The following is a 26,505-nucleotide window of genomic DNA, read 5'->3' as shown; positions in this document are numbered from 1 at the left end:
TCAGGCGTTCTGCTGGATGATGAGGGCCGGGGCCGAGGGCACGCCCGAGCGCAGGGTGAAGACCTTGGTGCCGGGCTTGCGGCCCGTGCGGACCTCGGAGACGTCGAAGCCGGCCGCGGCGATCCGAGCGCGGGCCGCGTCGGCGTCGGTGACCCGCCAGGCCAGGCCGCCGAAGCGGTCGGGCGCGTCCGACACCGGTGTCTTCAGGCTGGCGCCCATCTCCACCACCGCCGAGCCGCAGCGGAAGAACAGCTGGCGCACGCCCCACTGCTCGTTGGCGCGGTCGAGGCGCAGGTCGAGGCCGAGCTTGGCGCCGTAGATGGCCAGCGCCCGGTCGGGATTGGCGGTGTTGATCACCACGTGGTCCAGCTCGCTGACGGCCGAGGCCTCGCTCTCGACGGGCTCCGACAGCGGCCAGGGCTCGCCGCTGCGGGGCGGATCCACCAGCAGGATGTTGAGGCCCCCGGTGTCGGCGGCGTTCAGCGCCGAGGTCGTCCAGTAGCGCTTGCGGCCGTCGTCGTGGGTCGAGCGGGTTGGGCCGGGCGTGCTGCCCCGCAGGCCGCGGCGCTCGGCCAGCTTCTGCGACGCCTCGGCGTTCTCGACCGTGAAGGCGATGGCCCAGATGCCTTCGCCGTGCTCGGCCAGGTGCTTGCGGATGGTGTCGCCGAAGGCGCCCTCGCCGTGCGGGGTGATGAGGTCCAGGGCCATGTTGGGCAGCTGGAACCAGGCGTGGCGGGCCCCGCCGTCGCCGCCGATCCAGTTGGGCTCGCGGCCCAGCAGGGCGCGGTAGCCGGCGACGGCCGCGTCCAGATCGTTCACCGCCAGGGCGATGTGATCTAAGGCCGTGATCACGCCATCATCTCCCGGACATCGACGATGTGGCCGGCGATGGCGGCGGCCGCGGCCATGGCCGGGCTCATCAGGTGGGTGCGTCCGCCCCGGCCCTGGCGGCCTTCGAAGTTGCGGTTGGAGGTCGAGGCGCAGCGTTCCCCCGGCGCCAGGCGGTCGGGGTTCATCCCCAGACACATCGAGCAGCCCGGCTCGCGCCAGTCGAAGCCGGCCGCCTTGAAGATGGCGTCCAGGCCTTCTTCCTCGGCCTGTTCCTTCACCAGGCCCGAGCCCGGCACCACCATGGCCCGCACGTGGGGCGCCACCAGGCGGCCGTTCAGGAAGGCGTGCTGCGCCACCGCGGCGGCGGACCTCAGGTCCTCGATCCGGCTGTTGGTGCAGGAGCCGATGAACACCACGTCCACCCTGGCCTCGGTGATCGGCTGGCCGGCGGTGAGGCCCATATAGTCCAGCGCCCGCTCGGCGGAGATCTTCTTGTCCGGGGTGGCGAAGCTCTCCGGCGACGGCACGTTTCCGGTGACCGCCACTACGTCCTCAGGGCTGGTGCCCCAGGTGACGGTGGGCGCGATGTCGGCGGCGTCCAGCACCACCTCGCGGTCGAACACCGCGTCGTCGTCGGAGAAGAAGGTCTTCCAGTGGGCGAGCGCCATCTCCCAGGCCGCGCCCTTGGGCGAGGCGGGGCGGCCCATCATGTAGTCATAGGTGGTCTGGTCGGGGGCCACGAGACCCGCCCGGGCCCCGGCCTCGATGGCCAGGTTGCAGAGGGTCATGCGGCCTTCCATCGAGAGACCCCGGATGGCCTCGCCGGCATATTCGATCACCGAGCCGGTGCCGCCCGCGGTGCCGATGGCGCCGACGATGGCCAGGGCGAAGTCCTTGGCGCCGACGCCGGGACCCGGGGTCCCGTTGACGGTGACCCGCAGGTTCTTCGACTTCTTCTGGCGCAGGGTCTGGGTCGCCAGCACATGCTCCACCTCCGACGTGCCGATGCCTTGGGCCAGAGCCCCGAAGGCGCCGTGGGTCGAGGTGTGGCTGTCGCCGCAGACGATGGTCATGCCCGGCTGGGTGCGGCCCTGCTCAGGCCCCACCACGTGGACGATCCCGTTGCGGATATCGCCCATCGGGAAGAACTCGATGCCGTTGTCCTTGACGTTGCGCTCCAGGGTCTGGAGCTGCAGCCGCGCCTCCTCGTCGGCGACCGCGCCCACGCCCAGCGCCTGGCCCTCGGTGGGCACATTGTGGTCGGCCACCGCGAGCGTGCGGTCGGGACGGCGCACGGGGCGGCCGGCGGCGCGAAGGCCGGCGAAGGCCTGGGGCGTCGTCACCTCGTGGATCAGGTGCAGGTCGATATAGAGGATCGCCTCGCCGTCTTGCTGCGCAACGACGTGGGCGTCCCAGATCTTGTCATAAAGGGTCTTGCCGGACATGGGCGGCATGTAGGGTCGCAGGGCCCCCTAAGTCCAGCACCCCGCGACGAATTCCCCGAGGCCCGCGCAAGGATTTGCCTCAGGCTGCGGCTTTTTGGTCGACCGGGAGGCAACCTTGACCCTGAAGGGCGGTCCGAAGCGCGGTTTCCAGGGGTGTGTGGGGCTCCGCGCCGAGGGTTTTCACCAGCTTGGCGTTGTCCAGCAGGACGGTGTTGTCCCAGAGGTAGCGCATCTCGCTGAGTTCGCGGAGCATCTCCACGAAGGGGGCGAGCGCCCGCAGGGCCAGCCAGGGGAAGCGCTTCACCGTCAGCCTGCGGCCCGCGACACGCTCAAGGGCCGCGATCATCTGGTCGCCGGTGATCTGATGCCCGCCGAAATGGTAGGCGGCGTGGTCGGGCAGGGTGGCCTCGATATCGGCCAGCCGCGCCATGGTCTCGGCGAGGTCGGGCAGATAGGCCCAGGCGTGGCGGATTTCGCGCGGGCCGGGGTAGGCGACGCTCTTGAGCGGCTTGTCCTTGGCGACCATCCCCTCGGTCAGGAAGGAGCTGGCGCTGACCGGGCCGAAGAAGTCGCCGGCCCGCACCACCAGGCTGCGCACGCCGGCGCTTTCCAGCCGCCTTTCCATCACCACCCGGATCGCGCCCTTGCGGGTCCTGGGGTTCTGCGGCGCGTCCTCCGCCATCATCGGAAAGGCGTCGGAACCGTAGTTGTAGACATTGCCGGGGAAGAGGATCCGCGCGCCCGTGGCCTTGGCCGCCGCGATGGTGGCCTCCAGCATGGGCATGGCCAGGCCCGCCCAGTTCTTGTAGCCGGGGGGGCTGGCGGCGTGGACGATCAGCTGCGCGCCTTGCGCCGCCGCCGTCACCTCGGCCGCCGACATGGCGTCGCCCTTCACCCACTCGATCGCCTCCAGTTCGACCGCCTCGCGGGCCGCCCGCGCGGGGTCACGATGCAGGCCGCGCACGCGCCAGCCATGGGCCAGCAGCGCGGCGGCCACCTCCCCGCCCACCGATCCCGTCGCCCCGATCACCAGAGCGCTCTTGTCTGAGGTCGCCATGTCGTCATCTCCTTGAGAGACCAAGACGATCGGCCCCGGCGAGCGCAGACGAAATTGCGGATATCCGTGACTCAGCTATTCATGAGCGCATGAGCGATCCGACCTGGGACCTGTATCAAAGCCTGCACGCGGTCCTGCAGTCGGGCAGCCTGTCGGCGGCCTCCCGCTCCCGAGGCCTGACCCAGCCCACGATCGGCCGGCACATCGAGGCGCTGGAACAGCAGCTGGGCGCACCGCTGTTCCTGCGCAGCCCGCGCGGCCTGACCCCCACTGACCTTGCCCACAGCCTCAAGGCTCACCTGGAGGAAATGCACGCCGCCGCCGCGGCCGCCGCGCGCGACGCCTCCGGCGCGGCCGACAGCGAGAAGGGCTCCGTCCGCATCGCCGCCAGCCTGATTGTCGGGGTCGAGGTGCTGCCGCAGATCCTGGCCGGCTTCATGGAGCAGCATCCGGAGATCGCCATCGAGCTGGTGCTGTCCAACAAGATCGAGGACCTGTCGCGCCGCGACGCCGACATCGCCGTGCGAATGGCCCGCCCGACCCAGGGCGCCCTGGTGGCGCGCAAGGTCGGCATGCTCGGAGTCGGCTTCTATGCGACCCAGGCCTATCTGGACCGGCGCGGCGCGCCAGAGAGCCTCGAGGACCTGGAGAACCACACCATCATCGGCTTCGACCGGGAACGCCCGCCCCTGGAGGCGCTCACCAACATCGATTTTCCGCGTCCCATCACCCGCGACATCTTCAGTTTCCGCACCGACGACGACGCCGCCCAGATCTCGGCGATCCGGGCCGGCATGGGGATCGGCGGCGTCCAGCATCAGATCGCTCGCCGCGACGGCCTGGTCCCGGTCCTGGCCAACGCCTTCTCTTTCCAGCTCGAATGCTGGATCGCCATGCACGAGAACCTGAAGGGCAGCCGGCGCATGCGGCTGATGTTCGACCACCTGGTCGCGGGATTCGGCGAGTATCTGGGGCGCAAGTGATGAGCCGTCTTCCGGACTTCCCCGTCGAGGGCGGCTGCGCCTGCGGGTCCCTCCGCTATCGGCTGAACGCGCCGCCGATCGCGGTCTATACCTGCCACTGCACCGACTGCCAGTCCCTGACCGGCAGCGCCTTTTCCATGGCCATGCCGGTGTTCCGGAAGGATTTCGAGATCACCCGCGGTGAACCCGGAAGCTGGCCGCGAAAGGCGACGTCGGGGACGGTGATCCCCCAGCGCTTCTGCCCCCAATGCGGCGCCCGGATTTTCACCGAACCGCCGGGCGGGCCGCATTCCCTGACCATTCGGCCCGGCACCCTGGACGACACGAGTTGGCTGCACCCGGTCTCGGCCTTCTGGGTGAAGAGCGCCCAATCCTGGGTCCGGTTCGCCGACGATGTCCTGCAGTACGAGACCCAGCCCACCGACTTCACGCCGGTGATGAAGGCGTGGAAGGCTTGGATCGAGGGCTGAAACGAAAACGGCGGCCCCGTCGCCAGGGCCGCCGCTTGAAACTCGTAGGGTCGGAAGACCTAGTCCTCGGCGGTTTCCGCCGGGGTGACGGTTTCCGGCTTGGCCGCGCCGCCGGTGTAGGAGCGTTCGGCGATCCGGGCCGACTTCCCGCGACGGTCGCGCAGATAATAGAGCTTGGCGCGACGCACGACGCCGCGGCGCTTCACCTCGATGGACTCGATCATCGGCGAGTGGGTCGGGAACACCCGCTCCACGCCTTCGCCGAAGGAGATCTTGCGGACGGTGAAGCTCTCGTTGATGCCGCCGCCCTGACGGGCGATGCAGACACCTTCATAGGCCTGGACGCGCTCGCGCTCGCCTTCCTTGATCTTCACGTTGACGCGAAGGGTGTCGCCGGCTTGGAAATCGGGGATCTTGCGGGTGGCGAGAAGGCGGTTGCGCTCTTCGTCTTCCAGCTGCTGGATGATGTTCATCGGGTGGTCCTCTAGGTCTTCGGGCTTAATCGCCCTTTGGCTGTTGATTGGCGGTTCGCCGCGCCCACAAGTCCGGCCGCTGCTTCCGCGTCGTCTCTTCGCGCTGCTCAGCTCTCCATTTCCGCACCAGGGCGTGATGGCCGCTCAGCAGCACCTCGGGGATATGCAGGCCTTCGAACGTCCGCGGTCGCGTATATTGCGGATGCTCGAGGAGCCCGTCCTCGAAGCTTTCTTCACTCAAACTCTCGGCCTGCCCCAACACACCGGGGACCAGCCGTACGCACGCCTCGATCGTCACCAGGGCCGCAGCCTCGCCACCGGCGAGCACCGCGTCGCCGACGGCGACCTCCTCGAACCCTCGGGCGTCAAGCACCCGCTGGTCCACCCCCTCGAACCGGCCGGCCAGGACGATCAGTCCAGGCCCGTCAGCCCACTTTCGAACCCGCGCCTGGGTCAGGGGCTGACCCCGGGCGCTCATATACAAAAGCGGCCGTCCTCGCCGCTCCACGCTGTCCAGCGCAGAGGCGATGACGTCCGCTCGCATCACCTGTCCCGGGCCGCCACCCGCGGGGGTGTCGTCCAGGAAGCCGCGCTTATCCTTGGAAAATCCCCGAATGTCCACTGTTTCCAAGGACCAGAGCCCCTGCTCGCGCCAGGCCGTGCCGATCAGCGAAACGCCGAGCGGACCTGGGAAGGCCTCGGGAAACATGGTCAGGACGGTGGCGTCGAAGGGCATCTGCGGCTTTTGGACCATCGGCGTGCGTAATTCTACCGCCTTGCCCGAGCGCCGCTATGGGCCTAATCCAGCGCCTTTCGCACTTGCAGCATATTTCGAGACGCATATGGACACTCCCGAGAGCCTGCCCGAGACCCTGTCGCTGGAGCGCCTGGAGCTGAACCTGTTCCGGGGCGTCAGCCCGTCCATGGGACCGGGCCGCATCTTCGGGGGCCAGGTGATCGCCCAGTCCTTGCTGGCGGCCTATGAGACGGTCGAGGACCGCGTCTGCCACTCGCTGCACTGCTACTTCATCCGCCCGGGCGATCCGCGCGTGCCGATCGTCTTCGACGTGGATCGCTCGCGCGACGGCGGCACCTTCACCACGCGGCGGGTGGTGGCCATCCAGAACGGCAAGCAGATCTTCAACCTCGCCGCCTCCTTCCAGGTCCTGGAAGAGGGCTTCGAGCACCAGGCGCCTATGCCTGACGTGCCGGGTCCTGCAGACCTGGAGGACGACTCCGTCAAGCAGCGCAAGATGATGGAGAAGGCCCCGGAGGAGATGCGCAAGATGATGTCGCGTCCGCGGCCCATCGAGATGCGTTCGGTCGGTCCGTCCTCCTGGAGCAAGGGCCCCAAGCCCGCCGAGAACAGCGTCTGGTTCCGCGCCACGGCCCCCATCGGCGCCGATCCGCACATGCACCAGGTGATCATGGCCTATGCGTCGGACATGAACATGCTCTCGACCGCCATGCGCCCGCACCGCGTCGAGTGGCAGACCCCCGGCCTGCAGTCGGCCAGCCTCGACCACGCCATGTGGTTCCACAAGCCGTCCAACTTCAACGAATGGCACCTCTACCACCAGGACAGCCCTTCGGCGTCGGGCGGGCGGGGCTTCGTGCGCGGCTCGATCTACGACCAGAAGGGCGACCTCGTCGCCTCGGTCACCCAGGAAGGCCTCATCCGCCTGCGCAAGCCGGACGCCAAGACCTAAAACCCCGCGGCCAGGTCAGGCCTTGGTGTCCACCGCGTCGCCGTCGTGAGCCGCATCGTGGCTGGCGTCGTTGGCCGCATAGGGATTGACCGGGGCGCCCGTGGCTTCCGCAGCCGCGGCGCTCGGCCCCGTGGAGCCCTTGGCCGCCACCACCACCATGGCCGGGCGGATCAGCCGGCCCAGCAGTTCGTAACCCGGCTGCAGCACCTGGATCACCCCGCCGGCGCCGACCTCGGTGGAGGGCTGCTCCATCATGGCCTGGTGCTGGTGCGGGTCGAACTTCACGCCCTTCTCGGGCTCGATCTTCTTCAGCCCGTTGGTCTCGAAGGCGGCCTGCAGCGACTTGGCCGTCATCTCCACGCCGACCACGAAGTTCTTCACCACCGTGTCGGCGCTGTCGGCCGGGGCGGCGGCGAGCGCGCGGCCCATGTTGTCGGCGGCGGCCAGCAGGTCCTTGCCGAACTTCTGGATGGCGTAGGCGCGCGCGTCATTGGCCTCGCGCTCGGCGCGGCGGCGGGTGTTCTCCGCCTCGGCGGCGTAGCGCAGCACCTGCTCCTTCAGCCCCTTGTTCTCGGCGGTGAGGGCCTCGATGTGGTCGATCGCCGCATCGGCGATCTCGTTGACGTCTTCGGCCGGCGTATGATCGTCGGACATGTTCAATCCTTCACGCGTTCTCGGACCTGGGACAGCACGCGGGCGGTATAGTCCACCAGCGGGATGACCCGGGCATAGTTTAGGCGGGCCGGACCGATCACTCCGATCGCGCCCAGCACCTTCTGACCGCCCGTCATATAGGGCGCGGCGATCACGGCGGAACCCGAAAGCGAAAACAGCCGGGTTTCGGCCCCGATAAAGATGCGCACGCCCTGGGCTTCGTTGACCCCGTCCAGCAGCCCGATGAGCTGTTCCTTCTGTTCGAGGTCGTCGAACAGCATCCTAACGCGCTCGAGGTCGTCCAGGGTCTCCGGATCGGCCAGAAGATTGCCGCGGCCCCGCACGATCAGGGCGCGCTCGGCCACCTCGCCCCCGCCCCAGGCGGCCAGGCCATCCTCCACCAGCCGGGCGGCGGTCTCGTTGAGCTGCCGGCGGGCGGTGTCCAGTTCGGTGCGCATCTCGCGCCCGGCCTCGGCCAGGGTCTTGCCGCGCAGACGGGTGTTGAGGAAGTTCGACGCCTCCTGCAGGGCGCTCGGCGTCACCCCGGCGGTCAGGGCCATGAGGCGGTTCTCCACCGCCCCGTCGTCGAAGACCATGACGGCGAGCGCCTGGTCGGCCGAGAGCGACACGAACTCCACGTGCTTTACGCCAGCGTCGCGCACCGGGGTGACCACCACCCCGGCCCCGCCCGCCAGACCCGAGAGGATGGCGCTGGCCTCGTTGAGGGCGTCGTCGAAGGTCTGGCCCCGGCCGGTGAGGCGGTGCTCGATGGACCGCCGCTCCTCCTCGCCGACGTCGCCCACCTCCATCAGGCCGTCGACGAACAGGCGCAGGCCCGCGTGGGTCGGCAGCCGGCCGGCGCTGACATGGGGCGCCCCCAGCAAACCGAGCTGGGTCAGGTCCTGCATGGTGTTGCGGATCGAGGCGGGAGACAGATGCACCCCACCCTTGGAAAGCGTGCGGGAGCCCACCGGGTCGCCGGTCTCCAGATAGCTTTCCACGACGCGGCGGAAGATGTCGCGGGCGCGTTCATCCAGGGCGGCGAGCGAAGGCCCGCCGGTCAAGAGCGAGCTGGTCAAGGAGCTAGGCAGGTCAGAACCATGGACGGAACCTCTGTATTCTAGGATAAGCGCGACCCTCTGCGGCGCAAGACGTCGCGCTCATATCCGAGCCCTTCATGCGCCCTTCTGACCGCACTCCCGAGCTTCTTCGCGCCGTGACCATCGAAACCGGGGTCAATCGCTATGCGGAGGGCTCCTGCCTGATCACCTTTGGCCACACCAAGGTGCTGATCACCGCCAGCGTGGAGGATCGGGTCCCGGGCTTCATGCGCGGCCGCGGCCAGGGCTGGGTCACCGCCGAGTACGGCATGCTGCCGCGGGCCACCCACACCCGGGGCCGCCGCGAGGCTTCGGAAGGTAAGCAGTCGGGGCGCACCCAGGAAATCCAGCGCCTGATCGGCCGCTCCCTGCGCGCCATCATCAACCCGACCCTGCTGGGGGAGCGCCAGATCTCCATCGACTGCGACGTGATCCAGGCCGACGGGGGCACGCGCACCGCCGCCATCACCGGCGCCTGGGTCGCCCTGCGCCAGGCCGTCAACTACCTGATGGAGGAAGGCCTGATCACCCAGGACCCGATCACCGACCAGGTCGCGGCGATTTCCTGCGGCATCTATAACGGCGTCCCGGTTCTCGACCTCGAATACGAGGAAGACTCCAACGCCGAGGCCGACGCCAACTTCGTCCTGACCGGCTCGGGGGACATCGTGGAGATCCAGGCCACCGGCGAGAAGCGCGGCTTCAGCCAGGATGAATTCGAGGCCCTGTTCGCCCTGGCCCGCAAGGGGATCAGCGAACTCTGCCTCATGCAGCAGGAAGCCGGCGCCCGGAAATAGAATGCAAAACGGGCGGCCCTGGAGAGGGCCGCCCGTTTCGAACGCGACACCGCTGGAGAGCGATGGGTACGGGTCCTAGAGACCGTTCAGCAGCTGGCGGAAGGCCGAGGCAGGCAGGCGGGCCAGCTCGTCGGCGAAGGGGGCCATCAGGCGGTCGATCAGGCTTTCAATGGCGCGAGCCATGGGTAGCTCCTTTGTGCAATGCAGCAATTGTTGCAGCGCATATAGGAGCGAAAGCCTTACGTGGCAATATCTAAGCACCGCTCAGTCGAACTATTTGCACACGCGCGCACAGTTTTTTGCCGCGCTGCGTCATCACGCCACCGTGTTCAGCCGTCCTCGTCGTCCGGCAGGTCGTCGGAGGGTCCAGCCTCGTAGTGCAGCAGGTCGCCGGGCTGGCAGTCTAGCTCGCGGCACAAGGCCGCCAGGGTGGAAAAGCGTACGGCGCGGGCCTTGCCGGTCTTGAGGATCGACAGGTTGGCGATGGTGACGCCGACGCGGTCGGCAAGTTCGGTGAGCGACATGCGGCGTTCCAGCAGCACGCGGTCGAGCAGGACTCGAATAGGCATGATCAGATCGTCAGCTCCGCTTCGCGGCGCAGGCGCGCGCCTTCGCGGAACACCTCAGCGAGCACAAACACCACCAGGACCGAGAACCAGGCCGTCAGGCTGAAACCTTGGCTGCTCTTGGTCTGGGCCAAGTCGAGCCAGTCGCCGGCGAAGCGGACGGCGTAGCGCACCAGTTCCAGGCTGCCGAGCGCCAGGCCGATCACCCGCAGGCGCAGCACATTGTCCGGATGGAAGGGGTCGCCGGCCGTCAGGGTGGCGAAGATCTGGCGCAGGCGCGCCACGATCACCTGCAGGCCGGCCATGTAGAGGGCCGCGGCGAGCAGGCCGCCGGCCAGGACAGGACCGCGGCTGACCACCGACGCCCCCTCGGCGTTCAGGGACAGGTTGGCGATCAGCTCGGGATTGAAGCTCAGCAGCAGGGCGGCGAGCATCAGGACGCCGACGACGCCGATGCCGATCCACAGGGCCACATAGACCACGTCGAGGATGATCTTCAGGAAGCTCGAAACCGAGCCGGGACCCAGGGCGCGCATCAACTGTATCTCCCCGCTGGTGTGGCTCCGCCGCCAACGCGGCGGCTGGCGGCGGGAAGCGTCTGGCTTGAGCACTTCTACTAGCCGACCAGGGCGCCGGCCACCAAGGCCACCACGGGGAGGGCGGCGAGAACGACCACGACTTGCATCAGGGCGCGGTCCATCCAGGTCATCACAGGCGAAAACATGACTTCATCTCCAGGTTTGCGCCGCCTTGGCGGCGCTTGGTGTGGTGGGCGGCCCGTCGCCGCCCGATGTCGATAGTCAATATGGGCGCATCGCTTTTCGATCAAGAAAATTATCGAAAAACGATATGAAACATTGGTAATGTTGAGCTTGGGGGCGCGCAAACCCTTGCAATTGAACGGTTCGCGCCTGGCGACTATGGTCCGCGCTCCCGTCCCAACCGGAGGTTTTCCCATGGCGCTCAAGCTCGAACCCGGCGCGCGGCTGGTGGTGGCGACCCACAATCCAGGCAAGGTCGTGGAGATCGCCGCCATCCTGGAGAACCGTTTCTCCCTGGTGACCGCCGGCGAGCTGGGCTTGGCCGAGCCTGACGAGACTGAGACCACCTTCGTCGGCAACGCCCTGCTGAAGGCCCGCGCCGCCGCCGACGCCAGCGGCCTGATCGCGCTGGCCGATGATTCCGGCCTGTCGGTGGCCGCCCTCGACGGCGCCCCGGGCATCTTCTCGGCCCGCTGGGCGGGGCCGGGGAAGGACTTCTCGGTGGCCATGGGCAAGGTCCAGGAACGAGTGGAAGAAAGCAGCTCGGAGGATCTCTCCTGCTGGTTCACCAGCGCGCTCGCCATCGCTTGGCCCCATGGCCCCGCCGTGGTGGTGGAGGGCCGGGTGGACGGGACCCTGACCTTCCCGATGCGCGGAACCAAGGGCTTCGGCTACGACCCCATCTTCACGCCGCTGGGCCACGACCTGACCTTCGGGGAGATGGACCCCGCCGCCAAGGACGCAATGAGCCACCGGGCGCTCGCCTTCGCGAAGCTCAAGGCAGCCATCCTTTGACGCCGCTGGCGCCGCTCGGGGTCTATATCCACTGGCCCTACTGCGCGCGCATCTGCCCCTATTGCGACTTCAACGTCCTGCGCGACCGGGGGCGGGGCGCCGAACAGCTTGCCCTGAAGGACGCCATCCTCGCCGACCTGCGCCGGCAGCGGGAGCTGACCGGCCCCCGAGAGCTGACCTCCATCTTCCTGGGGGGCGGCACGCCGTCGCTGATGGATCCCGAGTGGGCCGGGGAGATGATCGCCCTTTGCCGAAGCCTCTGGACGCCCGCGCCGGACCTGGAGATCACCCTGGAGGCCAATCCGACCGACGCCGAGGCCGGGCGGTTCGCGGGCTTCGCCGCCGCCGGGGTGCAGCGGCTGTCCCTCGGGGTCCAGGCCCTTGATGACGCCAGCCTCGCCCTGCTCGGCCGCAACCACGGGGCTGACGAGGCCCGGCGCGCGGCAGCCCTCGGCGCGAAGCTGTTCCCGCGCCTGTCGCTGGACCTGATCTATGCGCGCCCCGGCCAGACCACCGACGCCTGGCGGGCTGAACTCGCCGAGGCCATCGGCCTGGGCGCCGAGCACCTGTCGCCCTACCAGCTCACCATCGAGGCCGGCACCGCCTTCGACCGCGCGGTGAAACGCGGCACCCTGGTCCCGCCCGGCGAGGACCTGGCCGCCGAACTGTTCGACGTGACCCAGGAGACCCTGACCGCCGCCGGGTTTACCGCCTATGAGGTCTCCAACCATGCGCGGGGCGAGGCCGCCCGCTCCCGGCACAACCTCGTCTATTGGCGCGGCCAGGACTATGTGGGCGCGGGCCCTGGCGCCCACGGCCGCCTCACCGTGGACGGCGCCCGCACCGCCACCTTCGCCGCCACCAGGCCCGCCGACTACATCGCCAGGGTGGCCGAGACCGGCCTCGGCTGGGTGACCCGCGAGGCGCTCTCACCCCAACAGGCCGCCGAGGAGCGCCTGCTGGCCGGCCTGCGCATCGAGGACGGCGTCACCTTCGCCGAGATCGCGGCGCTCGCCCTGACGCCGGCCCATCCTGAGGTGCGAAGCCTGGTGCAAGCTGGCCTAGTCGCCGCCGATCCCGAGCGCCTGCGAGCCACCCCGGCGGGGCGCCTGGTGCTCAACTGGGTCACCAGCCGGCTGGCCCTGGCCTGAGCCCAAGCTTGCCATGGGCGGCCGAACCGGCGATTCCTCGCCCATGTCCCCCCGCCCGCCGCCGCCCGCCCTATCCGAAGCCCCCCTGGCGCCGGGCCTCTATCTGGTGGCGACGCCGATCGGGAATCTGCGGGACATCACCCTGCGCGCCCTCGACGTGCTCTCGGCCTGCGACCTGGTCCTGGCCGAGGACACCCGGGTGGCGGGCAAGCTGCTGAGCGCCTACGGCCTGTCGAAGAAGCTGGAGCGCTATGACGAGCACTCCGCCGACCGGGCCGGGCCCAAGGCCCTGCAGATTCTGAGCGAAGGCGGACGGGTGGCCCTGGTGTCTGACGCCGGCACCCCCCTTGTCTCCGACCCCGGCTACCGCCTGGCCCGGGAGGCGATGGCGGAGGGGCTGCCGGTCTATCCGATCCCCGGGGCCTCGGCCCTGCTGGCGGGGCTCACCGTCGCGGGCCTGCCCACCGACCGCTTCCTGTTCGCCGGCTTCCCGCCCCCCAAGAGCGCCGCGCGCCGAACCTTCTTCCAGGAGCTGGCCGGCCTGCGGGCCACCCTGGTGTTCTTCGAGGGCGGCTCCCGCGTGGCCGCCAGCCTCGCCGACATGGCCGCCGTCTTCGGGCCTCGCGAGGCCGCCGTGGCCCGCGAACTCACCAAGCTCTACGAGACCGTGACCCGGGCGCCCCTGGACCAGCTGGCCGCTGACAAGCGGTTCGCCGCGCCCAAGGGCGAGTTCGTCATTGTCGTCGGCCCCGGCCGCGAGGAAGCCGCCACCGAGGCCGATGTGGATACAGCCCTGACCCAGGCCCTTGAGCGCCTGGGCACGGCCGACGCCGCCAGCGAGGTGGCCAAGGCGCTGGGCCTGCCCCGCCGCGAACTCTACAAGCGCGCCATGGCCCTCAAGGACGCCAGGCCGTGAACCCGATCCGTCAGGCCCGCGGAGCTGCGGCCCGGCTGTCCGGGCGGCGCGCCGAGGTCTGGGCGGCGATCTGGCTGATGCTGAAGGGTTACCGCATCCTGGGCTTTCGCCTGAAGACCCCCCAGGCCGAGATCGACCTGCTGGCCCATCGGGGCGGGGTCCTGGCGGTGGTCGAGGTCAAGTCGCGCACGACGATGCTGGCGGCGATGGAGGCGGTCAGCGCCGATCAGCGGGCCCGGCTGCGGCGCGCCGGAGCCACCCTGGCCGCCCGCCGGCCGGCCCTGCACAACGCCGCCGTGCGTCTGGACCTTATCGCCCTCGCGCCGGGCAGACTTCCAAGACATAGTCCAGACGCCTGGAGAGGTGCGTGAGCTGTCATGAGTCGCGAAGACGCTGAGGCCTATCTGACCCAAGCGGGGCAGTGCGTGGACGGCGACTTCCCCCTGCTGGAAGCCGCCATCGCCTGCGCCCTGCACGAGGACCCCAGCCGCGACGCCCAGCAGGCCCGCGACCTCGGCGAGTCCGGGATTGAGCACCTGACCCATCGTCTGGCCACCGAAAGCCCCGAGGAAGCCCTGGCCGAGACCATGGCCGGGGACCTGGCCATGGGGGGAGACCTCTTCACCTACGAGCACCCCGACAACGCCGACATCCTGTCGGTGGCCGAGCGCCGCAAGGGCCTGCCGGTGGCCCTGGGAATCTACTACCTGCACGTCGCGCGAAAATGCGGCCTCAGCGTCCAGGGCGTCGACTTCCCCGGCCACTTCCTGCTGCGGATCGAGACCCACGAGGGGCCCCTGGCCCTCGACCCCTACAGCGAGGGCCGGGTGGTCCTACCCTCGGAGCTCACCCGGCGGGCCCTGCACGCCGGCCTCACCCCCAACGTCGCCGACCGTCTGGACCGGCTGATGGCGCCCGCCCCCGACCGCGCCGTGCTGATGCGGCTGCAGAACAACATCTTCGCCCGGGCCGTGGCGGCTCGCGACTTCGGCCGCGCCGAACGCGCCGCCCTGCGCCGCGCCCTGCTGGACCCCAGCGACCATCGCCCCTGGCTGGACGTCGCCGCCGCCCGCGAGGGCCAGGGCGCCCTGGCCGGCGCCCTCCAGGCCCTGGCCCAGGCCTCGACCCTGGACGGCGGCGCGGCGCTGGCCGCCCGCGCCCACCGCGAGCGCGTGCGGCTGCAACTCAACTAAGCAGCGCTGGCGCTCGCGCCCGCCCCGACCTATCTGAACGCCTCAGCTTGCAAGGAAGCCCGCCCATGTCCCTGAAGGTCGCCGTCCAGATGGACCCCCTCGAGGGGATCAATATCGAAGGCGATACGACCTTCCTGATGATGCAGTCGGCCCAGGAACGGGGTCACACCCTGTGGGTCTACACGCCCGAGCGCATGGCCCTGGAAAGCGGCAGGCTCACCGCCAAGGGCCGTTCGGTGACCGTCCAGCCGGTGAAGGGCGCTCACGCGACCTTCGGCCCGTGGGAGACCCGCGACCTGTCGGAGTTCGATGTCGTCCTGCTGCGCCAGGACCCGCCCTTCGACATGGCCTACATCACCTCGACCCATTTCCTGGACGCCATCCACCCCAAGACCCTGGTGGTGAACAACCCCACCGAGGTGCGCAACGCGCCGGAAAAGCTGTTCGTGACCACCTTCCCGGGCGTGCAGCCGCCGACCCTGATCACCTCGGATCTCGAGGCGATCTATGAGTTCCGCGCCCGCCAGGGCGATATCGTGCTCAAGCCGCTGAATGGCGCGGGCGGCTCGGGCGTGGCGCGGCTGCTGGCCGACGACCCCAATCTGGACGCCATGCTGGACCTGCACCGGATGATCAGCCGCGAGCCGGTCATCGCCCAGAAGTACGTGCCGGCGGTGGTGAAGGGCGACAAGCGCATCCTGCTGGTGGACGGCGAGCCGGTGGGGGCCATCAACCGGGTGCCCAGCGCCGGCCAGATCCGCTCCAACCTGGCGGTGGGCGGACGCGCCGAGGCCGTGGAGCTGACGGCGCGGGACCTGGAGCTGTGCGGCGTCATCGGGCCGGAGCTGAAACGCCGGGGCCTGATGTTCGTCGGCATCGACGTGATCGGCGACTACCTCACCGAGATCAATGTGACGTCACCTACGGGGGCGGTGGCCTTGAAAAGGTTCACCGGCGTCGATGCGACAGTCCTGCTCTGGGAACGTGTTGAAGCGATTCGCGCCACAGTCTAGCTTCTGAGATGAGAAGAGTGGTCTAGGCCACGGAAACCCCTCATCTTCTCCATAAGTTCCTTTTTTGTTCTTGATCCGACCCGCGCGGCGTGATGGGGTTGTGGATAAAACATGCTCAAACCGGGGACGTGAGCCATGGCAGCACGGGTCGTCACGCTGGCGTTTCAAGGGGTTGAGGCCCGGCGGGTCGATGTCGAGGTGCAACTCACCGGCGGCGAGTTCGCCTTCATTCTCGTGGGTCTCGGCGACAAGGCGGTGGGTGAGAGCCGTGAACGGGTGCGGGCCGCCTTCTCCGGTCTCGGCCTGTCGCTGCCGGGAAAGCGGATCATCGTCAACCTGGCCCCTGCCGACCTGCCCAAGGAGGGGAGCCACTATGACCTCCCCATCGCGCTCGCCGTCATGGCCGCCATGGGGATCATCCCCCCCGACCGGCTGACGGAGTGGGCGGCCATGGGGGAGCTCTCCCTGGATGGCCGAATCGTCGCGGTGGCCGGCGCCCTGCCCGCCTCGGTGGCGGCGGGCGCCCTGGGCCTGGGCCTGATCTGCCCCGAGGCCTGTGGGGCGGAGGCCGCCTGGGCCGGCGACACCCAGATCCTGGCCGCGCCCTCGCTGATCTCGCTGGTGAACCACTTCCGTGGGACCCAGATGCTGGGCGCCCCCAAGCCCGGCGCCATCCTCGACGGCGAGCGGGTCCCCGACCTGCGGGAGGTGAAGGGCCAGGAGAACGCCAAGCGCGCCCTGGAGATCGCCGCGGCGGGGGGCCACAACCTGTTGTTCACCGGACCTCCAGGCTCGGGCAAATCGATGATGGCCGCCCGCCTGCCTGGCCTCCTGCCCCCGCTCTCGCCCGCCGAGCTGCTGGAGACCTCGATGATCCACTCGGTGGCCGGCTTGATCGCCAAGGGCGAACTGACCCGGGCGCGCCCATTTCGCACCCCGCACCACTCCGCCACCATGGCGGCCCTGACTGGCGGCGGCGTCCGGGTGAAGCCGGGCGAGGTGTCGCTGGCCCACAACGGCGTGCTGTTCCTGGACGAACTGCCGGAGTTCTCGGCCCAGGCCCTGGACAGCCTGCGCCAGCCCCTCGAGACCGGCGAGGTGGTGGTGGCCCGCGCCAACGCCCACGTCCGTTATCCGGCTCGCTTCCAGCTGGTGGCCGCCCAGAACCCCTGCAAGTGCGGCTACGGCGGGCCTGGACGCGGCGCCTGCGGCCGCGCGCCCCGCTGTCAGACCGACTATCAGATGAAGGTCTCGGGCCCCTTCCTCGACCGAATCGACCTGCAGATCGACGTGCCCCCAGTCAGCGCCGCCGACCTCGCCCTGCCGGCGCCCACCGAAGGCACCGCCGAGGCCGCCGCACGGGTGGCCCAGGCTCGCGACCTGGCCGCCGAGCGCGCGACGACGTCGGGCCACGAGCACGCCGCCCCGGTCAACGCCCGGGCCGAGGGGGGATGGCTGGAGACCATCGCCGAGCTTGATCCGCAGGCCAAGGCCCTGCTGGCCAAGGCCGCCGAGGCCAATGGCCTGACCGCGCGGGGCTGGACCCGCACCCTGCGGCTGGCCCGCACCATCGCCGACCTGGAGGGGGCAGGGCCGATCAAGCGGGTGCACGTCGCCGAGGCGCTGATCTATCGGCGGGTCGGCGCGGGCGGCCTAAGCCCGGTGGGCTAACCGTTCGCGGTGCATGTTCCAGGCGCCGACCGCGAGCGCCCCCAGCACCAGATAGCTCCAGATCACCAGCCCCCGGAAATAGGCCAGGGTGCGGACTCCGGGATCGACGGCGATGGCGATGTGGGTGATCACCGCCAGCAGCTGGAAGGCCGCGGCGAACAACAGCCAGTTTCGGTCGGTGGTGGCCGCGAACCAGACCAGCAGCAGCATGAACATCCCGTCCACGATGAAGACCCCCCACTGGGGGTCCATCAGGCTGTTGCGGTAGGCGAGCGGGGTCAGGATCCAGGCCGCCAGGTTGGCCAGGGCGATGGCCCGCTCAGGCCCCTTGCCCCGCCACAGGGCGAAACCGGAGACCAGGAGCATCAGGGCGATCCAGGTCTGCTGGGCGAGGGTGGCGAAGACCAAAGGCGTCGGGCCCCCAGCGACTGAGGGCCCGACCTTGGCAGAAGTCGGCCTTGGCTTGTAGCGGTGTGTTCAGGCGGCGCGCGCGGCCCGGGCCACGGCGCGCAGGGTCGGGGCGGCGTCGCCCGCCATCTGCGGCTTGGGCAGGGAGTCGCCGTACATCACGGCGCCCAGGCCCATCTGCTTCTGGGCGATGCTGAGTTCCATGTGGGTCTCGCAGATGGCGCGCCGCGCCGTCGCCAGGGCGGCGAGGGCCTCACTGGCCCGCTCCACGGCGCCCTGGCCGATCAGGGCCGAGATGCCAGCTTCGGAGCGCAGGCCCGGCATGATGCCGGCCAGGGCGGCGGCCTTGGCCAGGGCGAGGTCAATGGCGGCTTCGGCTTCGAAGAGGCTGGCGGCGACCTGGTCGGCCACCAGACGGCGTTGCTTGAGCATGAGGGATCTCCTGCACGCCGGGCGACCCGGCGCGTTGCTGCTAAAACGAATGGGGTTTGGGGGTTAGCTAGGCGAGGTCTTGCAGGGCGCGGAGGCCGGCCAGCATGCCCCCGAAGGCAAGCGCGGTGATGATGGCGATCAGGCCGATCAGCCCCAGTCGGACGGCGGGGGTCAGGGCATTTCGGCCGATCCCTCCGGCGAGGGCTGAAAGCCCTCGTCCAAGAGCGCCCAGGTCATGCAGAGGATTTCCCGCAGGACCATTTCCGGGGGCTTGAAGCGCGACATCTTGCGGGTGGCCGAGATCAGGTCGCGAGCCATCCCCGCCTTGACCGGACAGCCCGCCAGATCGGCGAGCTGCCGCTCCAGCTGGCTCCAGGTGAAGCTCGGGGTCGGAGACGCCTCGTCCTCCAGCGCCGGCCAGCGGGCCTCGAAGACCTGCACCTCCTGGCGCAACCGCATCACCCGGTTCACCGCCGCCCTCTGCTCCTGGCCTTCCCAGTCCGGCTGGGACGGGTCCACCTCGAGCAATGCTTTCATCCAGTCGGCCATCGGCCTGTCCTCCCCTGTCGCCCCGAGAAGGCGCTGCGGGAGGTCGGCTGTCTGTCCTGATCGGATCGTGTCCTGACGCGATCAGGACACCGCGGTCGTGGTCGACCAGGCGCCGCGCGGCGGTGTAGCGGTCATCGACCCCCAGCTTGCGCCGCGCGCGGTCGCAATAGGTGTCGACGGAGGTCTTGGACATGCCCAGTTCACGGGCGATCTGCTTGGAACTCAGATGTCGGTCCACCAGGCGAAGACATTCCCGCTCGCGCGGCGTGAGGAGTTCGACGGGATCCTCGGCCATTTCCAGTGCTCGCCCATAAGGTGGATAGTTAAGTGCGGGGCCGAACCGGCGTCCAGCCGTAACGGTGCAGATGCGCCAGTTTCGCTTATCGATCAGTCATTTGCGGCCCGCGGGCGGCCAACTCACATACCGCCGTTCGCTACGCCAGAAAGTTGCATCCGTCGCGGGGCGGCGCGGGCGCTTGACCGCCCGTTAAGCCGCGCGGGCTAGGCTCATCCCATGGCCCGCAAGATCCCCACTCCCACCGCCCCCGACGCCCGCGTCAGCGCCGAGCAGCTCGCCTCGCTCAGCCACGAGTTCCGCACCCCGCTGAATGGGGTGCTGGGCATGGCGCGTCTGTTGGAAGGCACAGGCCTCACGGCCGAGCAGCGGGCCTATGTCGCCGCCCTGCGGGACTCCGGCGAACACCTGCTGGCTCTCGTCAATGACGTGCTCGACTTCGCCAAGCTGGGCGCCGACAAGATCGAACTGCATCCGGCCACCATGGAGGTCGAGGGCCTGCTGCGCTCGGTGAGCGAACTGCTCTCGCCGCGCGCCCAGGAAAAGAGCCTCGAGGTCGCCTGGGCCGCCCCTCCCGGCATCGGCCAGGCTCTGGCCGACGAGGGCCGTCTGCGCCAGATCCTGCTCAACTTCGCGGGCAACGCCGTGAAGTTCACCGAGACCGGCGGGGTCCTGCTGAGCGTCACCGAGCGCGACGGCTCGCGCCTGCGCTTCAGCGTCTCCGACACCGGCCCCGGGGTCACCCAGGCGGCGCGGGAGAAGATCTTCGAGGCCTTCGCCCAGGCCGACCCCTCCTATGACGGCGCCCAGCTGGGCGGCGCGGGCCTGGGCCTGGCCATCGCCCGCAAGCTGGCCGCGGCCATGGACGGCGAGGTGGGCGTCGAGGACGCCCCCGGCGGCGGCGCGCTGTTCTGGTTCGAGGCGGCCTTCCCCCGCATCACGGCGCTCGGCGAGGCGCCCCTGGCCGGCCGAACGGTGGGCGTTCTCTCCCCCAACCCGGTGGTCGCCGAGGCCGCGCGCCGCCAGATCGCGGCCGCCGGCGGCCAGGCGGTCATCGGCGAGGGCAAGCAGGCCCAGGTCCTGCTGGTGGACCACGCCCTGGCCCCCTCCTGCCCGCCGGACTCCCGTCCCGCCATCATCCTGCTGCCGCCGAACGAACGGGCCCGCATCGAGACCTACCGGGCCCAGGGCTTCGCCGGCTACCTGATCAAGCCCCTGCGCCGCGCCTCCCTGGCCGAGCGGGTCCTGGCCGTCCTGGGCGAAGGCGCCCAGCGCGCCGATGCGGTGGAGGACGAACGCATCGCGCCCGCCATCGCGCCCGGCGCGCGGGTGCTGCTGGTGGAGGACAACGCCATCAACGCCCTGCTGGCCCGCACCCTGCTGGCCCGCGAGGGCTGCAAGGTCGACCATGCCGGCGGCGGCGAGGACGCCATGGCGGCCCTCAAGGTCGGCCGCTACGACCTGATCCTGATGGACATGCGCATGCCCGGCATGTCGGGCCTCGACGCCACGCGAGCCCTTCGCGCGTCGGGCCTCGACACCCCGGTGGTGGCGCTCACCGCCAACGCCTTCGAGGACGACCGCCACGCCTGCCTGGCGGCGGGCATGAACGACTTCCTGGTCAAGCCGCTGGCTCCGGACGCCCTGCGCGGGATCCTGGCCAGGCTGACCCGCGGCGGCTGGACGGAAACGACGGACCGCGCCAAGGTCGGCTAGGTCGGGGGCCGCCCCCGGCGCCGATCTCGGGGGAGGCCGCCATGACCATCGAAGCCGCGCCGAAGCGCAGCGCCTGGAGCGCCATCAAGGTCTATGGCGAGCGCCGCGCCCTGGTCATGCTGGCCCTGGGCTTCGCGTCCGGCCTGCCCAACCTGCTGATCTTCGACACCCTGTCGGCCTGGCTCCGTGACGCGGGGCTGAGCCTGGAGGTGATCGCCTTCTTCAGCCTGGCGACCCTGGCCTATTCTCTCAAGCTGCTCTGGGCCCCGATGATCGACCGGGCGGCCATACCGGGCCTGACCCAGTGGCTGGGCCACCGCCGCTCCTGGATGCTGGTCTGCCAGGCCCTGATCATGCTGGGCCTGTGGCTGATCTCTGGGGTGGATCCCAAGACCAGCCTCGGCCTGATGGCCGCCTTCGCGGTGTTCGTGGGCTTCACCTCGGCCACCCAGGACATCGTCATCGACGCCTGGCGCATCGAGGCGGCCGACACCGAGAAGCAAGGCGCCATGGCGGCCGCCTACCAGTGGGGCTACCGCATCGCCATGATCGTGGCCGGCGTCGTTCCGCTGGCCATGTCCGACGTGGTGGGCTGGAGCCTGTCCTACGCCCTGATGGCCGGCCTGATGGTGGTGGGGGTCGCAGGCGTGCTGGGGGCGCCGCGCGAGGCCAAGCACATCCTGCGGGATATCGACTTCCAGGGCGTCGCGGGGGTTCCGTGGCGCGACGGGATCGAGTGGGTCATTCGCCTGGCCATCGTCCTGCTGGGCGCCCTGATCTTCGGCTCGGGCCTGGCGGGCAACGCCACCGTTCTGCAATCGGTCACCGCGGCCATCGGCCAGCCCCAACTGGGCGACGCCATCAAGGCGGCCTGGGAAGCCAAGCCCTTCGGGGTGTTCGCGCAGGTCGGCGGCATCCTCACCGGCGTGGCCCTGATCGTGGTGGCCGCCGTGCCGATCCCCGGCGCGCCGACCAGACCCGGCCGCTACCTGTCAACGGCGCTGGGGGCGCCCTTCATCGACTTCTTCCGCCGCTACGGCGACGTGGCGGGGCTGATCCTGGCCCTGATCTGCGTCTACCGCCTGAGCGACTTCGTGCTCAACATCATGAACCCGTTCTACATCGACCTCGGCTTCGACAAGCTGCAGATCGCCGAGGTCCGCAAGGTGCTGGGCGTGGTGATGTCGGTGATCGGGGTGGGCCTCGGCGGCTTCTGCGTCGCGCGCCTGGGCCTGATGCGCTCCATGGTGATCGGCGCCTTCGCTGGCCCCATCTCCAACCTGGTCTTCGCCTGGCTGGCCTTCCAGGGCCCCAACCTCTGGGCGCTGAGCGTCGCCATCGGGGTGGACAACATCGCCTCGGGCTTCGCCGGCACCTGCCTGATCGCCTACATGTCCAGCCTGACGGGCGCCGGCTTCACCGCCACCCAGTACGCCATGTTCTCGTCCTTCTACGCCCTGCTGGGAAAGCTGGTGGCGTCGCAGTCGGGCAAGGTGGTGGAGGGCTCGGCCAAGGCCGCCGACCAGGGCGGCATGTTCGCGGGGCTCAAGACCCTCTTCACCGGCCTGCCGCCGGAGACCTTCGCCAGCGCCATGGAGAAGTCCGGCGTGACGCCCGCCGCCCTTGGCTCCGGCTATGTGGTGTTCTTCGTCTATTCCGCCCTGCTGGGCGTGCTGGGGATCATCCTGGTCTTCATCGTCGCGGCGCGGACCGCCGAGATGCCGGCCGGCGGGACAGAGGCCGACCCCGAACCCGAACCGGCCTAGTTCGTCGACAGGCAGATCACCTGGGCCACCCGCAGGTCGCGGCGCAGGGCGTCGGCGACGCGGCCGTAGTTGTCGGTGGTGACGCTCTCGCCGACCGCGAAGCTGGCGGGACGTTCGTGGGCCTCGGACATGGCCGCGCCAAGCGTCTCAGGCGCGGTGGTGTAGATGCGGCCCCGGCGCGGAGCCTCGGCGACGGTCACCCCGATCACCCGGCCCGCGCTGTCGAGGGCCGGCGCGCCGGAAAGGCCCGCCAGCGTCCCCTTCAGCCCGTCGGTGCGGCCGGTCTCGGCCCAGACCAGCACCGGCTCGGTGCGGGCGCCCCGGCCCCGCACCACCAGGTTCTCACGCCCCAGCAGCCGCGAGGTGGCCTCGCCGGACTGGCCCTGGGGGAAGCCCGGATGATAGGCGCGGTCGCCCCGGCGCAGCTTCTGGTCGAGGCCCAGGGGCAGCGGCGGCGCCCCGCCCTCGGTGGTCAGGATCGCGGCCTCGCCCCGCTGGTCGATGCGGACCTTGGCGGCCACGCCGCGGCCCTCGGCCACCACGATGGCGGCCTGGGTGCAGCCGTCCACCACGTGGCGGGCGGTGACCCAGACCCCGCGCTCGGCCACGGAAAAGGCGGTCCCCAGCCCCGGCTCAGCCTGGGCGGGGACGTCCACCACGATGGAGGGATCAAACGGCGAGGCGGGCCCCAGCGGCACGCCCTCTTCCCCGGGCACCGGCGGCGGCGGCGGCGGGGCGTCGGCGCGCTCCTGCCGGCCGACCGCGGCGATCAGCAGCGCCAGCACCACAGCCGCATAGACCAGCCAGTCCGGCAGCTTGGGGAAGAGCATGGCCCCCTCAGCCCGCCACGGCGGCGGCGAGGATCAAGGCGGTGGCGAGCTTGGCGCCCACCAGCAGGGCGGCGGCGGAGATCTCGCCTTCCTGGATTCGCTGGGGCAGGCCGCGCAGCAGCATGTCCACCAGGCGGAAGATCAGCAGTTGCACCACCACCGTCGAGGCGCCCCAGATGCCGATCTCGATCAGCGATGTGGAGGCCGTCAGCGACACCGCCAGCGGGATGGACAGGCCGATCATGACCCCCCCAAGCGAGAGGGCTGCGGCCGAGTTCCCCTCGCGGATCAGGGCGATCTCGCGGTGTGGGGTCAGCAGCACGTAGAGGACGCTGCCGAGGAACAGGATCAGGACTGTCAGCCCCGCATGCAGCAGGGTGATGGGAAAGCCGGTGGCGAAGGCCTGGATCTCAGGCGACTGGAGCTCTGGCGGCATCGGGATCCTTGGGCGGGGAACTGGCGGTCCCCATCGTTAGCATGGACTTTTCGGCGAGGCGAAAACCGTTCAGGCGGCGGGCGAGTCCAGGACCTCGGGCTCCGCCACGGCCTTGCGCCGGGCGCTGGCGCGGACCTTCTCGCTCTCGCTCTTCAGCTGACCGCAGGCCGCCAGGATATCGCGCCCGCGCGGGGTGCGGATCGGTGAGGCGAAGCCGGCCCGGTTGAGGATGGCGGCGAACTTCTCGATCGCCCCCCAGTCGGAGCAGACATAGTCGGTCCCCGGCCAGGGGTTGAAGGGGATCAGGTTGATCTTGGCCGGGACGCCCTTCATCAGCTTCACCAGGGCCAGGGCCTCGGCGGGACTGTCGTTGACGCCCTTGAGCATCACATATTCGAAGGTCACCCGACGGGCGTTGGACAGGCCCGGATAGGCGCGGATCCCAGCCATCAGCTGTTCGATCGGGTACTTCTTGTTGAGCGGCACCAGCACGTCGCGCAGCGGGTCGTTGGTGGCGTGCAGGGAGATGGCCAGCATGGCCTGGGTGCGGTTCCCCAGCGCCTCCAGCTCCGGGACCACGCCCGAGGTGGAGACCGTGATCCGCCGCCGCGAGATGGCGATGCCCTCGCCGTCGGAGATGATGTCGATGGCGTCGGCGACGTTGTCCAGATTGTAGAGCGGCTCGCCCATGCCCATGAAGACGATATTAGAGAGCCGGCGATCCTCCTTGGGAGACGGCCATTCGTCCAGGTCGTCGCGGGCCACCTGCACCTGGGCCACGATCTCGGCGGCGGTCAGGTTGCGGACCAGGGCCTGGGTGCCAGTGTGGCAGAAGGTGCAGTTCAGGGTGCAGCCCACCTGGGACGAGACGCACAGCGCCCCGGCCCGGCCGACGTCGGGGATGTAGACGGTCTCCACCTCGATGCCCGGCGCCATGCGGATCAGCCACTTGCGGGTGCCGTCCTTGGACACCTGGCGCTCGACGATCTCAGGCCGGGTCAGGGAGAAGGCCTGCGCCAAGACCGCGCGGGTCTCCTTGGCGATGTCGGTCATCGCCTCGAAGTCGGTGACCCCATAGTGGTGGATCCAGCGCCACATCTGGTTGGCGCGCATCCTGGCCTTGGGCGCCGGGACCACGTCGGCGGCGATCAGCGCCTCCACCAGGCCCTTGCGGGTCAGGCCGCAGAGGTTCGGCTTCGTCGGAGCGGCCGCCACCGAGGCGGCGCGCGAAAGGTCGAGGGTGAAGCCCAAGGGGAGGAACTCGCTGGCTGGAAGCTCGCCAATATAGGGCCTGGCGCCTCCCACGCCAAATCGGCCCATCGCCGCGCAGGGTCAAACAAATGTTCGGCGCCGGACTTCCGCCCAGGGAAGGGCTGCGCTAGCGTCCGCCAACTTTCGAAAAACGATGTCCGGGAGACGATGATGAAGGCGCTGCTGAGCAAGACCACCGGGGGCCCTGAGACCCTGTCCTACGAGGATGTGGACTCCCCGGAAGTCCGTCCCGGCTTCGCCGTGATCAGCACCAAGGCCGTGGGGATCAACTTCCCCGACGTGCTGATGATCGAGGACAAGTACCAGATGAAGCCGCCCCGGCCCTTCTCCCCCGGCGGAGAACTGTCGGGCGTGGTCAAGGCGATCGGCGAGGGCGTCACCAATGTGAAGGTCGGCGACCGTATTCTCGCCAACACCGGCTGGGGCGGCCTGGCCGAAGAGGTCCTGCTGCCGGCCAACCGTCTGTGGCATATCCCCGACAGCATGCCCCACGACGTGGCGGCGGCCTTCATCCTCACCTACGGCACCAGCTATCACGCCCTGAAGGATCGCGGCCACCTGAAGGCCGGCGACACCATGCTGGTCCTGGGCGCCGCCGGCGGCGTCGGCCTGTCAGCCGTGGAGCTGGGCAAGGCCATGGGCGCCCGCGTCGTGGCCGCCTGCTCGTCCCAGGAGAAATGCGACCTGGCCATCAAGCACGGCGCCGACGCGGGCGTCGTCTATGGCCGCGGCCCCTTCGACCGCGACGGCCAGAAGGCGCTCGGCGCGCTCTTCAAGGAAGCCGGCGGCGAGAACGGCTTCGACGTGATCTATGACGCGGTCGGCGGCGACTATGCCGAGCCCGCCCTGCGCTCCATCGCCTGGGAGGGCCGCTATCTGGTGATCGGTTTCGCCGCCGGCGACATCCCGAAGATCCCGCTGAACCTAGCCCTGCTCAAGGGCTGCGACATCGTCGGCGTCTTCTGGGGCACCTGGACCACCAAGAATCCGGAACTGTTCGCCAAGTCGGTGGAGGAGCTGCTGGAGCTCTATGCCCAGGGCAAGGTGAAGCCCCACGTGTCGGAGCGCTTCCCGCTCTCCAAGGGCGCCGACGCCATCGCCCACCTGGGCAGCCGCAAGGCCATGGGCAAGGTCGTGGTGACGGTCGACTAGGCCGGCGCCTCTCGACGCGGCGACCACCGCGCTTTAGTGATCGCCGATCATATAAGGGGAGAGC

The 26,505-nt window shown here is 69.7% G+C and carries 29 protein-coding genes and 1 pseudogene; 14 read left to right on the top strand and 16 right to left on the bottom strand.

All coding sequences use genetic code 11. The features are described from left to right. The 3 genes from OCL97_RS06825 to OCL97_RS06815 all read right to left on the bottom strand — a co-directional run bounded on the left by OCL97_RS06825 (window position 1) and on the right by OCL97_RS06815 (window position 3,333). The gene (locus tag OCL97_RS06825) at window positions 1-852 is read right to left on the bottom strand and encodes a VOC family protein (RefSeq protein ID WP_377368777.1); all 852 of its coding nucleotides are present in this window, start codon (window positions 850-852) and stop codon (window positions 1-3) included. After that, on the bottom strand, window positions 849-2,276 hold the full coding sequence (leuC, locus tag OCL97_RS06820) for a 3-isopropylmalate dehydratase large subunit (RefSeq protein WP_377368835.1): 1,428 nt from the start codon (window positions 2,274-2,276) through the stop codon (window positions 849-851). Before leuC ends, OCL97_RS06825 begins: the two co-directional genes overlap by 4 nt. A 79-nt stretch (window positions 2,277-2,355) precedes the next feature. Continuing rightward, window positions 2,356-3,333 carry an NmrA family NAD(P)-binding protein gene (locus tag OCL97_RS06815; RefSeq protein WP_377368775.1) on the bottom strand — a complete coding sequence of 326 codons (978 nt, stop codon included), beginning with the start codon at window positions 3,331-3,333 and terminating at the stop codon, window positions 2,356-2,358. 89 nt (window positions 3,334-3,422) lie between these two features. On the opposite strand from OCL97_RS06815, the gene OCL97_RS06810 reads away from it, so the two are divergent. Both OCL97_RS06810 and OCL97_RS06805 read left to right on the top strand, forming a co-directional pair. Continuing rightward, window positions 3,423-4,316 (top strand): LysR family transcriptional regulator, encoded by an 894-nt coding sequence (locus OCL97_RS06810; protein ID WP_377368773.1) that lies wholly within the window; start codon window positions 3,423-3,425, stop codon window positions 4,314-4,316. Then, the gene (locus tag OCL97_RS06805) at window positions 4,316-4,786 is read left to right on the top strand and encodes a GFA family protein (protein ID WP_377368771.1); all 471 of its coding nucleotides are present in this window, start codon (window positions 4,316-4,318) and stop codon (window positions 4,784-4,786) included. Before OCL97_RS06810 ends, OCL97_RS06805 begins: the two co-directional genes overlap by 1 nt. Window positions 4,787-4,845: 59 nt before the next feature. On the opposite strand, the gene rplS is transcribed toward OCL97_RS06805, so the two are convergent. Together rplS and trmD are read right to left on the bottom strand one after the other, a co-directional pair. Then, window positions 4,846-5,259, bottom strand: coding sequence for a 50S ribosomal protein L19 (gene rplS / locus OCL97_RS06800; protein ID WP_304698266.1), 414 nt, complete (start codon window positions 5,257-5,259; stop codon window positions 4,846-4,848). A gap of 25 nt (window positions 5,260-5,284) precedes the next feature. Next, complete coding sequence (gene trmD / locus OCL97_RS06795) at window positions 5,285-5,995, bottom strand: tRNA (guanosine(37)-N1)-methyltransferase TrmD (protein WP_377368769.1); 711 nt, start codon at window positions 5,993-5,995, stop codon at window positions 5,285-5,287. Window positions 5,996-6,101: 106 nt separating this feature from the next. Between trmD and OCL97_RS06790 the strand changes: the two genes are divergently transcribed. Then, window positions 6,102-6,968 carry an acyl-CoA thioesterase gene (locus OCL97_RS06790; RefSeq protein ID WP_304698269.1) on the top strand — a complete coding sequence of 289 codons (867 nt, stop codon included), beginning with the start codon at window positions 6,102-6,104 and terminating at the stop codon, window positions 6,966-6,968. Window positions 6,969-6,983: 15 nt separating this feature from the next. On the opposite strand, the gene grpE is transcribed toward OCL97_RS06790, so the two are convergent. Both grpE and hrcA read right to left on the bottom strand, forming a co-directional pair. Further along, entirely contained in the window at window positions 6,984-7,622 is a 639-nt protein-coding gene (grpE, locus tag OCL97_RS06785) for a nucleotide exchange factor GrpE (protein ID WP_377368766.1), read from the bottom strand. Window positions 7,623-7,624: 2 nt separating this feature from the next. Continuing rightward, window positions 7,625-8,701, bottom strand: coding sequence for a heat-inducible transcriptional repressor HrcA (gene hrcA / locus OCL97_RS06780; RefSeq protein WP_305761082.1), 1,077 nt, complete (start codon window positions 8,699-8,701; stop codon window positions 7,625-7,627). Between the two features lie 98 nt (window positions 8,702-8,799). Between hrcA and rph the strand changes: the two genes are divergently transcribed. Further along, complete coding sequence (gene rph / locus OCL97_RS06775; protein WP_304776173.1) at window positions 8,800-9,519, top strand: ribonuclease PH; 720 nt, start codon at window positions 8,800-8,802, stop codon at window positions 9,517-9,519. Window positions 9,520-9,848: 329 nt separating this feature from the next. Here rph and OCL97_RS06770 read toward each other — a convergent pair whose 3' ends face one another. Both OCL97_RS06770 and OCL97_RS06765 read right to left on the bottom strand, forming a co-directional pair. Then, a complete protein-coding gene (locus tag OCL97_RS06770; RefSeq protein WP_305338734.1) occupies window positions 9,849-10,088 on the bottom strand; it encodes a helix-turn-helix domain-containing protein in 240 nt (79 codons plus the stop codon). A gap of 2 nt (window positions 10,089-10,090) precedes the next feature. After that, window positions 10,091-10,621: a DUF2975 domain-containing protein gene (locus OCL97_RS06765; RefSeq protein ID WP_377368763.1), complete on the bottom strand. Its 531-nt coding sequence runs from the start codon at window positions 10,619-10,621 to the stop codon at window positions 10,091-10,093. 420 nt (window positions 10,622-11,041) lie between these two features. Here OCL97_RS06765 and rdgB point away from each other — a divergent pair, with 420 nt between their 5' ends. The 7 genes from rdgB (at window position 11,042) to OCL97_RS06730 (ending at window position 17,585) form a co-directional block, all read left to right on the top strand. Next, a complete protein-coding gene (gene rdgB / locus OCL97_RS06760; RefSeq protein WP_377368761.1) occupies window positions 11,042-11,641 on the top strand; it encodes an RdgB/HAM1 family non-canonical purine NTP pyrophosphatase in 600 nt (199 codons plus the stop codon). Continuing rightward, complete coding sequence (hemW, locus tag OCL97_RS06755) at window positions 11,638-12,792, top strand: radical SAM family heme chaperone HemW (RefSeq protein WP_377368759.1); 1,155 nt, start codon at window positions 11,638-11,640, stop codon at window positions 12,790-12,792. The genes rdgB and hemW overlap by 4 nt, the downstream gene beginning before the upstream one ends. Window positions 12,793-12,835: 43 nt before the next feature. After that, entirely contained in the window at window positions 12,836-13,708 is an 873-nt protein-coding gene (gene rsmI, locus OCL97_RS06750) for a 16S rRNA (cytidine(1402)-2'-O)-methyltransferase (protein ID WP_377368757.1), read from the top strand. Further along, the gene (locus OCL97_RS06745; RefSeq protein WP_310540105.1) at window positions 13,705-14,079 is read left to right on the top strand and encodes a YraN family protein; all 375 of its coding nucleotides are present in this window, start codon (window positions 13,705-13,707) and stop codon (window positions 14,077-14,079) included. The genes rsmI and OCL97_RS06745 overlap by 4 nt, the downstream gene beginning before the upstream one ends. Before the next feature lie 6 nt (window positions 14,080-14,085). Beyond that, on the top strand, window positions 14,086-14,901 hold the full coding sequence (locus OCL97_RS06740; RefSeq protein WP_377368755.1) for a transglutaminase family protein: 816 nt from the start codon (window positions 14,086-14,088) through the stop codon (window positions 14,899-14,901). 65 nt (window positions 14,902-14,966) lie between these two features. Next, complete coding sequence (gene gshB / locus OCL97_RS06735) at window positions 14,967-15,914, top strand: glutathione synthase (protein ID WP_305338736.1); 948 nt, start codon at window positions 14,967-14,969, stop codon at window positions 15,912-15,914. Between the two features lie 135 nt (window positions 15,915-16,049). Then, on the top strand, window positions 16,050-17,585 hold the full coding sequence (locus tag OCL97_RS06730) for a YifB family Mg chelatase-like AAA ATPase (protein WP_377368753.1): 1,536 nt from the start codon (window positions 16,050-16,052) through the stop codon (window positions 17,583-17,585). Here the strand turns inward: OCL97_RS06730 and OCL97_RS06725 are convergent. The 4 genes and pseudogenes from OCL97_RS06725 to OCL97_RS06710 all read right to left on the bottom strand — a co-directional run. Further along, complete coding sequence (locus OCL97_RS06725; protein WP_377368751.1) at window positions 17,568-17,993, bottom strand: hypothetical protein; 426 nt, start codon at window positions 17,991-17,993, stop codon at window positions 17,568-17,570. The genes OCL97_RS06730 and OCL97_RS06725 overlap by 18 nt on opposite strands. 69 nt (window positions 17,994-18,062) lie before the next feature. After that, window positions 18,063-18,425, bottom strand: coding sequence for a hypothetical protein (locus tag OCL97_RS06720; RefSeq protein WP_377368749.1), 363 nt, complete (start codon window positions 18,423-18,425; stop codon window positions 18,063-18,065). 171 nt (window positions 18,426-18,596) lie between these two features. Continuing rightward, window positions 18,597-18,974 carry a hypothetical protein gene (locus OCL97_RS06715; RefSeq protein ID WP_377368747.1) on the bottom strand — a complete coding sequence of 126 codons (378 nt, stop codon included), beginning with the start codon at window positions 18,972-18,974 and terminating at the stop codon, window positions 18,597-18,599. Between the two features lie 124 nt (window positions 18,975-19,098). Next, window positions 19,099-19,269, bottom strand: a pseudogene (locus OCL97_RS06710) (response regulator transcription factor); the annotation flags it as partial. Window positions 19,270-19,488: 219 nt separating this feature from the next. On the opposite strand from OCL97_RS06710, the gene OCL97_RS06705 reads away from it, so the two are divergent. Together OCL97_RS06705 and OCL97_RS06700 are read left to right on the top strand one after the other, a co-directional pair. After that, window positions 19,489-20,985: a response regulator gene (locus OCL97_RS06705; RefSeq protein ID WP_377368745.1), complete on the top strand. Its 1,497-nt coding sequence runs from the start codon at window positions 19,489-19,491 to the stop codon at window positions 20,983-20,985. Between the two features lie 41 nt (window positions 20,986-21,026). Continuing rightward, window positions 21,027-22,751, top strand: coding sequence for an AmpG family muropeptide MFS transporter (locus OCL97_RS06700; RefSeq protein WP_377368743.1), 1,725 nt, complete (start codon window positions 21,027-21,029; stop codon window positions 22,749-22,751). Here OCL97_RS06700 and OCL97_RS06695 read toward each other — a convergent pair. From OCL97_RS06695 to rlmN, 3 genes are all read right to left on the bottom strand, one after another. After that, window positions 22,748-23,581 (bottom strand): S1 family peptidase, encoded by an 834-nt coding sequence (locus OCL97_RS06695; protein ID WP_304775677.1) that lies wholly within the window; start codon window positions 23,579-23,581, stop codon window positions 22,748-22,750. The genes OCL97_RS06700 and OCL97_RS06695 overlap by 4 nt on opposite strands. 7 nt (window positions 23,582-23,588) lie before the next feature. Then, on the bottom strand, window positions 23,589-24,017 hold the full coding sequence (locus OCL97_RS06690; protein WP_304775679.1) for a DUF350 domain-containing protein: 429 nt from the start codon (window positions 24,015-24,017) through the stop codon (window positions 23,589-23,591). Window positions 24,018-24,086: 69 nt separating this feature from the next. Further along, entirely contained in the window at window positions 24,087-25,268 is a 1,182-nt protein-coding gene (gene rlmN, locus OCL97_RS06685; protein ID WP_377368833.1) for a 23S rRNA (adenine(2503)-C(2))-methyltransferase RlmN, read from the bottom strand. A gap of 171 nt (window positions 25,269-25,439) precedes the next feature. On the opposite strand from rlmN, the gene OCL97_RS06680 reads away from it, so the two are divergent. Then, entirely contained in the window at window positions 25,440-26,441 is a 1,002-nt protein-coding gene (locus OCL97_RS06680; RefSeq protein WP_305338349.1) for an NADPH:quinone oxidoreductase family protein, read from the top strand. Window positions 26,442-26,505: the final 64 nt, after the last annotated feature.

It is taken from the genome of Phenylobacterium ferrooxidans (genome assembly GCF_042714595.1).
Taxonomy (GTDB): domain Bacteria; phylum Pseudomonadota; class Alphaproteobacteria; order Caulobacterales; family Caulobacteraceae; genus Phenylobacterium; species Phenylobacterium ferrooxidans.
This window is presented reverse-complemented; position numbering and strand designations above follow the sequence as displayed.

Excerpts from the sequence above, each read along its gene's own strand:
- leuC (WP_377368835.1), bottom strand. The coding sequence starts at position 2,276 with ATGTCCGGCAAGACCCTTTATGACAAGATCTGGGACGCCCACGTCGTT.
- OCL97_RS06815 (WP_377368775.1), bottom strand. The coding sequence starts at position 3,333 with ATGGCGACCTCAGACAAGAGCGCTCTGGTGATCGGGGCGACGGGATCG.
- OCL97_RS06810 (WP_377368773.1), top strand. The coding sequence starts at position 3,423 with ATGAGCGATCCGACCTGGGACCTGTATCAAAGCCTGCACGCGGTCCTG.
- OCL97_RS06805 (WP_377368771.1), top strand. The coding sequence starts at position 4,316 with ATGAGCCGTCTTCCGGACTTCCCCGTCGAGGGCGGCTGCGCCTGCGGG.
- rplS (WP_304698266.1), bottom strand. The coding sequence starts at position 5,259 with ATGAACATCATCCAGCAGCTGGAAGACGAAGAGCGCAACCGCCTTCTC.
- trmD (WP_377368769.1), bottom strand. The coding sequence starts at position 5,995 with ATGCCCTTCGACGCCACCGTCCTGACCATGTTTCCCGAGGCCTTCCCA.
- OCL97_RS06790 (WP_304698269.1), top strand. The coding sequence starts at position 6,102 with ATGGACACTCCCGAGAGCCTGCCCGAGACCCTGTCGCTGGAGCGCCTG.
- grpE (WP_377368766.1), bottom strand. The coding sequence starts at position 7,622 with ATGTCCGACGATCATACGCCGGCCGAAGACGTCAACGAGATCGCCGAT.
- rph (WP_304776173.1), top strand. The coding sequence starts at position 8,800 with ATGCGCCCTTCTGACCGCACTCCCGAGCTTCTTCGCGCCGTGACCATC.
- OCL97_RS06770 (WP_305338734.1), bottom strand. The coding sequence starts at position 10,088 with ATGCCTATTCGAGTCCTGCTCGACCGCGTGCTGCTGGAACGCCGCATG.
- OCL97_RS06765 (WP_377368763.1), bottom strand. The coding sequence starts at position 10,621 with ATGCGCGCCCTGGGTCCCGGCTCGGTTTCGAGCTTCCTGAAGATCATC.
- rdgB (WP_377368761.1), top strand. The coding sequence starts at position 11,042 with ATGGCGCTCAAGCTCGAACCCGGCGCGCGGCTGGTGGTGGCGACCCAC.
- rsmI (WP_377368757.1), top strand. The coding sequence starts at position 12,836 with ATGTCCCCCCGCCCGCCGCCGCCCGCCCTATCCGAAGCCCCCCTGGCG.
- OCL97_RS06740 (WP_377368755.1), top strand. The coding sequence starts at position 14,086 with ATGAGTCGCGAAGACGCTGAGGCCTATCTGACCCAAGCGGGGCAGTGC.
- gshB (WP_305338736.1), top strand. The coding sequence starts at position 14,967 with ATGTCCCTGAAGGTCGCCGTCCAGATGGACCCCCTCGAGGGGATCAAT.
- OCL97_RS06730 (WP_377368753.1), top strand. The coding sequence starts at position 16,050 with ATGGCAGCACGGGTCGTCACGCTGGCGTTTCAAGGGGTTGAGGCCCGG.
- OCL97_RS06720 (WP_377368749.1), bottom strand. The coding sequence starts at position 18,425 with ATGCTCAAGCAACGCCGTCTGGTGGCCGACCAGGTCGCCGCCAGCCTC.
- OCL97_RS06715 (WP_377368747.1), bottom strand. The coding sequence starts at position 18,974 with ATGGCCGACTGGATGAAAGCATTGCTCGAGGTGGACCCGTCCCAGCCG.
- OCL97_RS06705 (WP_377368745.1), top strand. The coding sequence starts at position 19,489 with ATGGCCCGCAAGATCCCCACTCCCACCGCCCCCGACGCCCGCGTCAGC.
- OCL97_RS06700 (WP_377368743.1), top strand. The coding sequence starts at position 21,027 with ATGACCATCGAAGCCGCGCCGAAGCGCAGCGCCTGGAGCGCCATCAAG.
- OCL97_RS06695 (WP_304775677.1), bottom strand. The coding sequence starts at position 23,581 with ATGCTCTTCCCCAAGCTGCCGGACTGGCTGGTCTATGCGGCTGTGGTG.
- OCL97_RS06690 (WP_304775679.1), bottom strand. The coding sequence starts at position 24,017 with ATGCCGCCAGAGCTCCAGTCGCCTGAGATCCAGGCCTTCGCCACCGGC.
- OCL97_RS06680 (WP_305338349.1), top strand. The coding sequence starts at position 25,440 with ATGAAGGCGCTGCTGAGCAAGACCACCGGGGGCCCTGAGACCCTGTCC.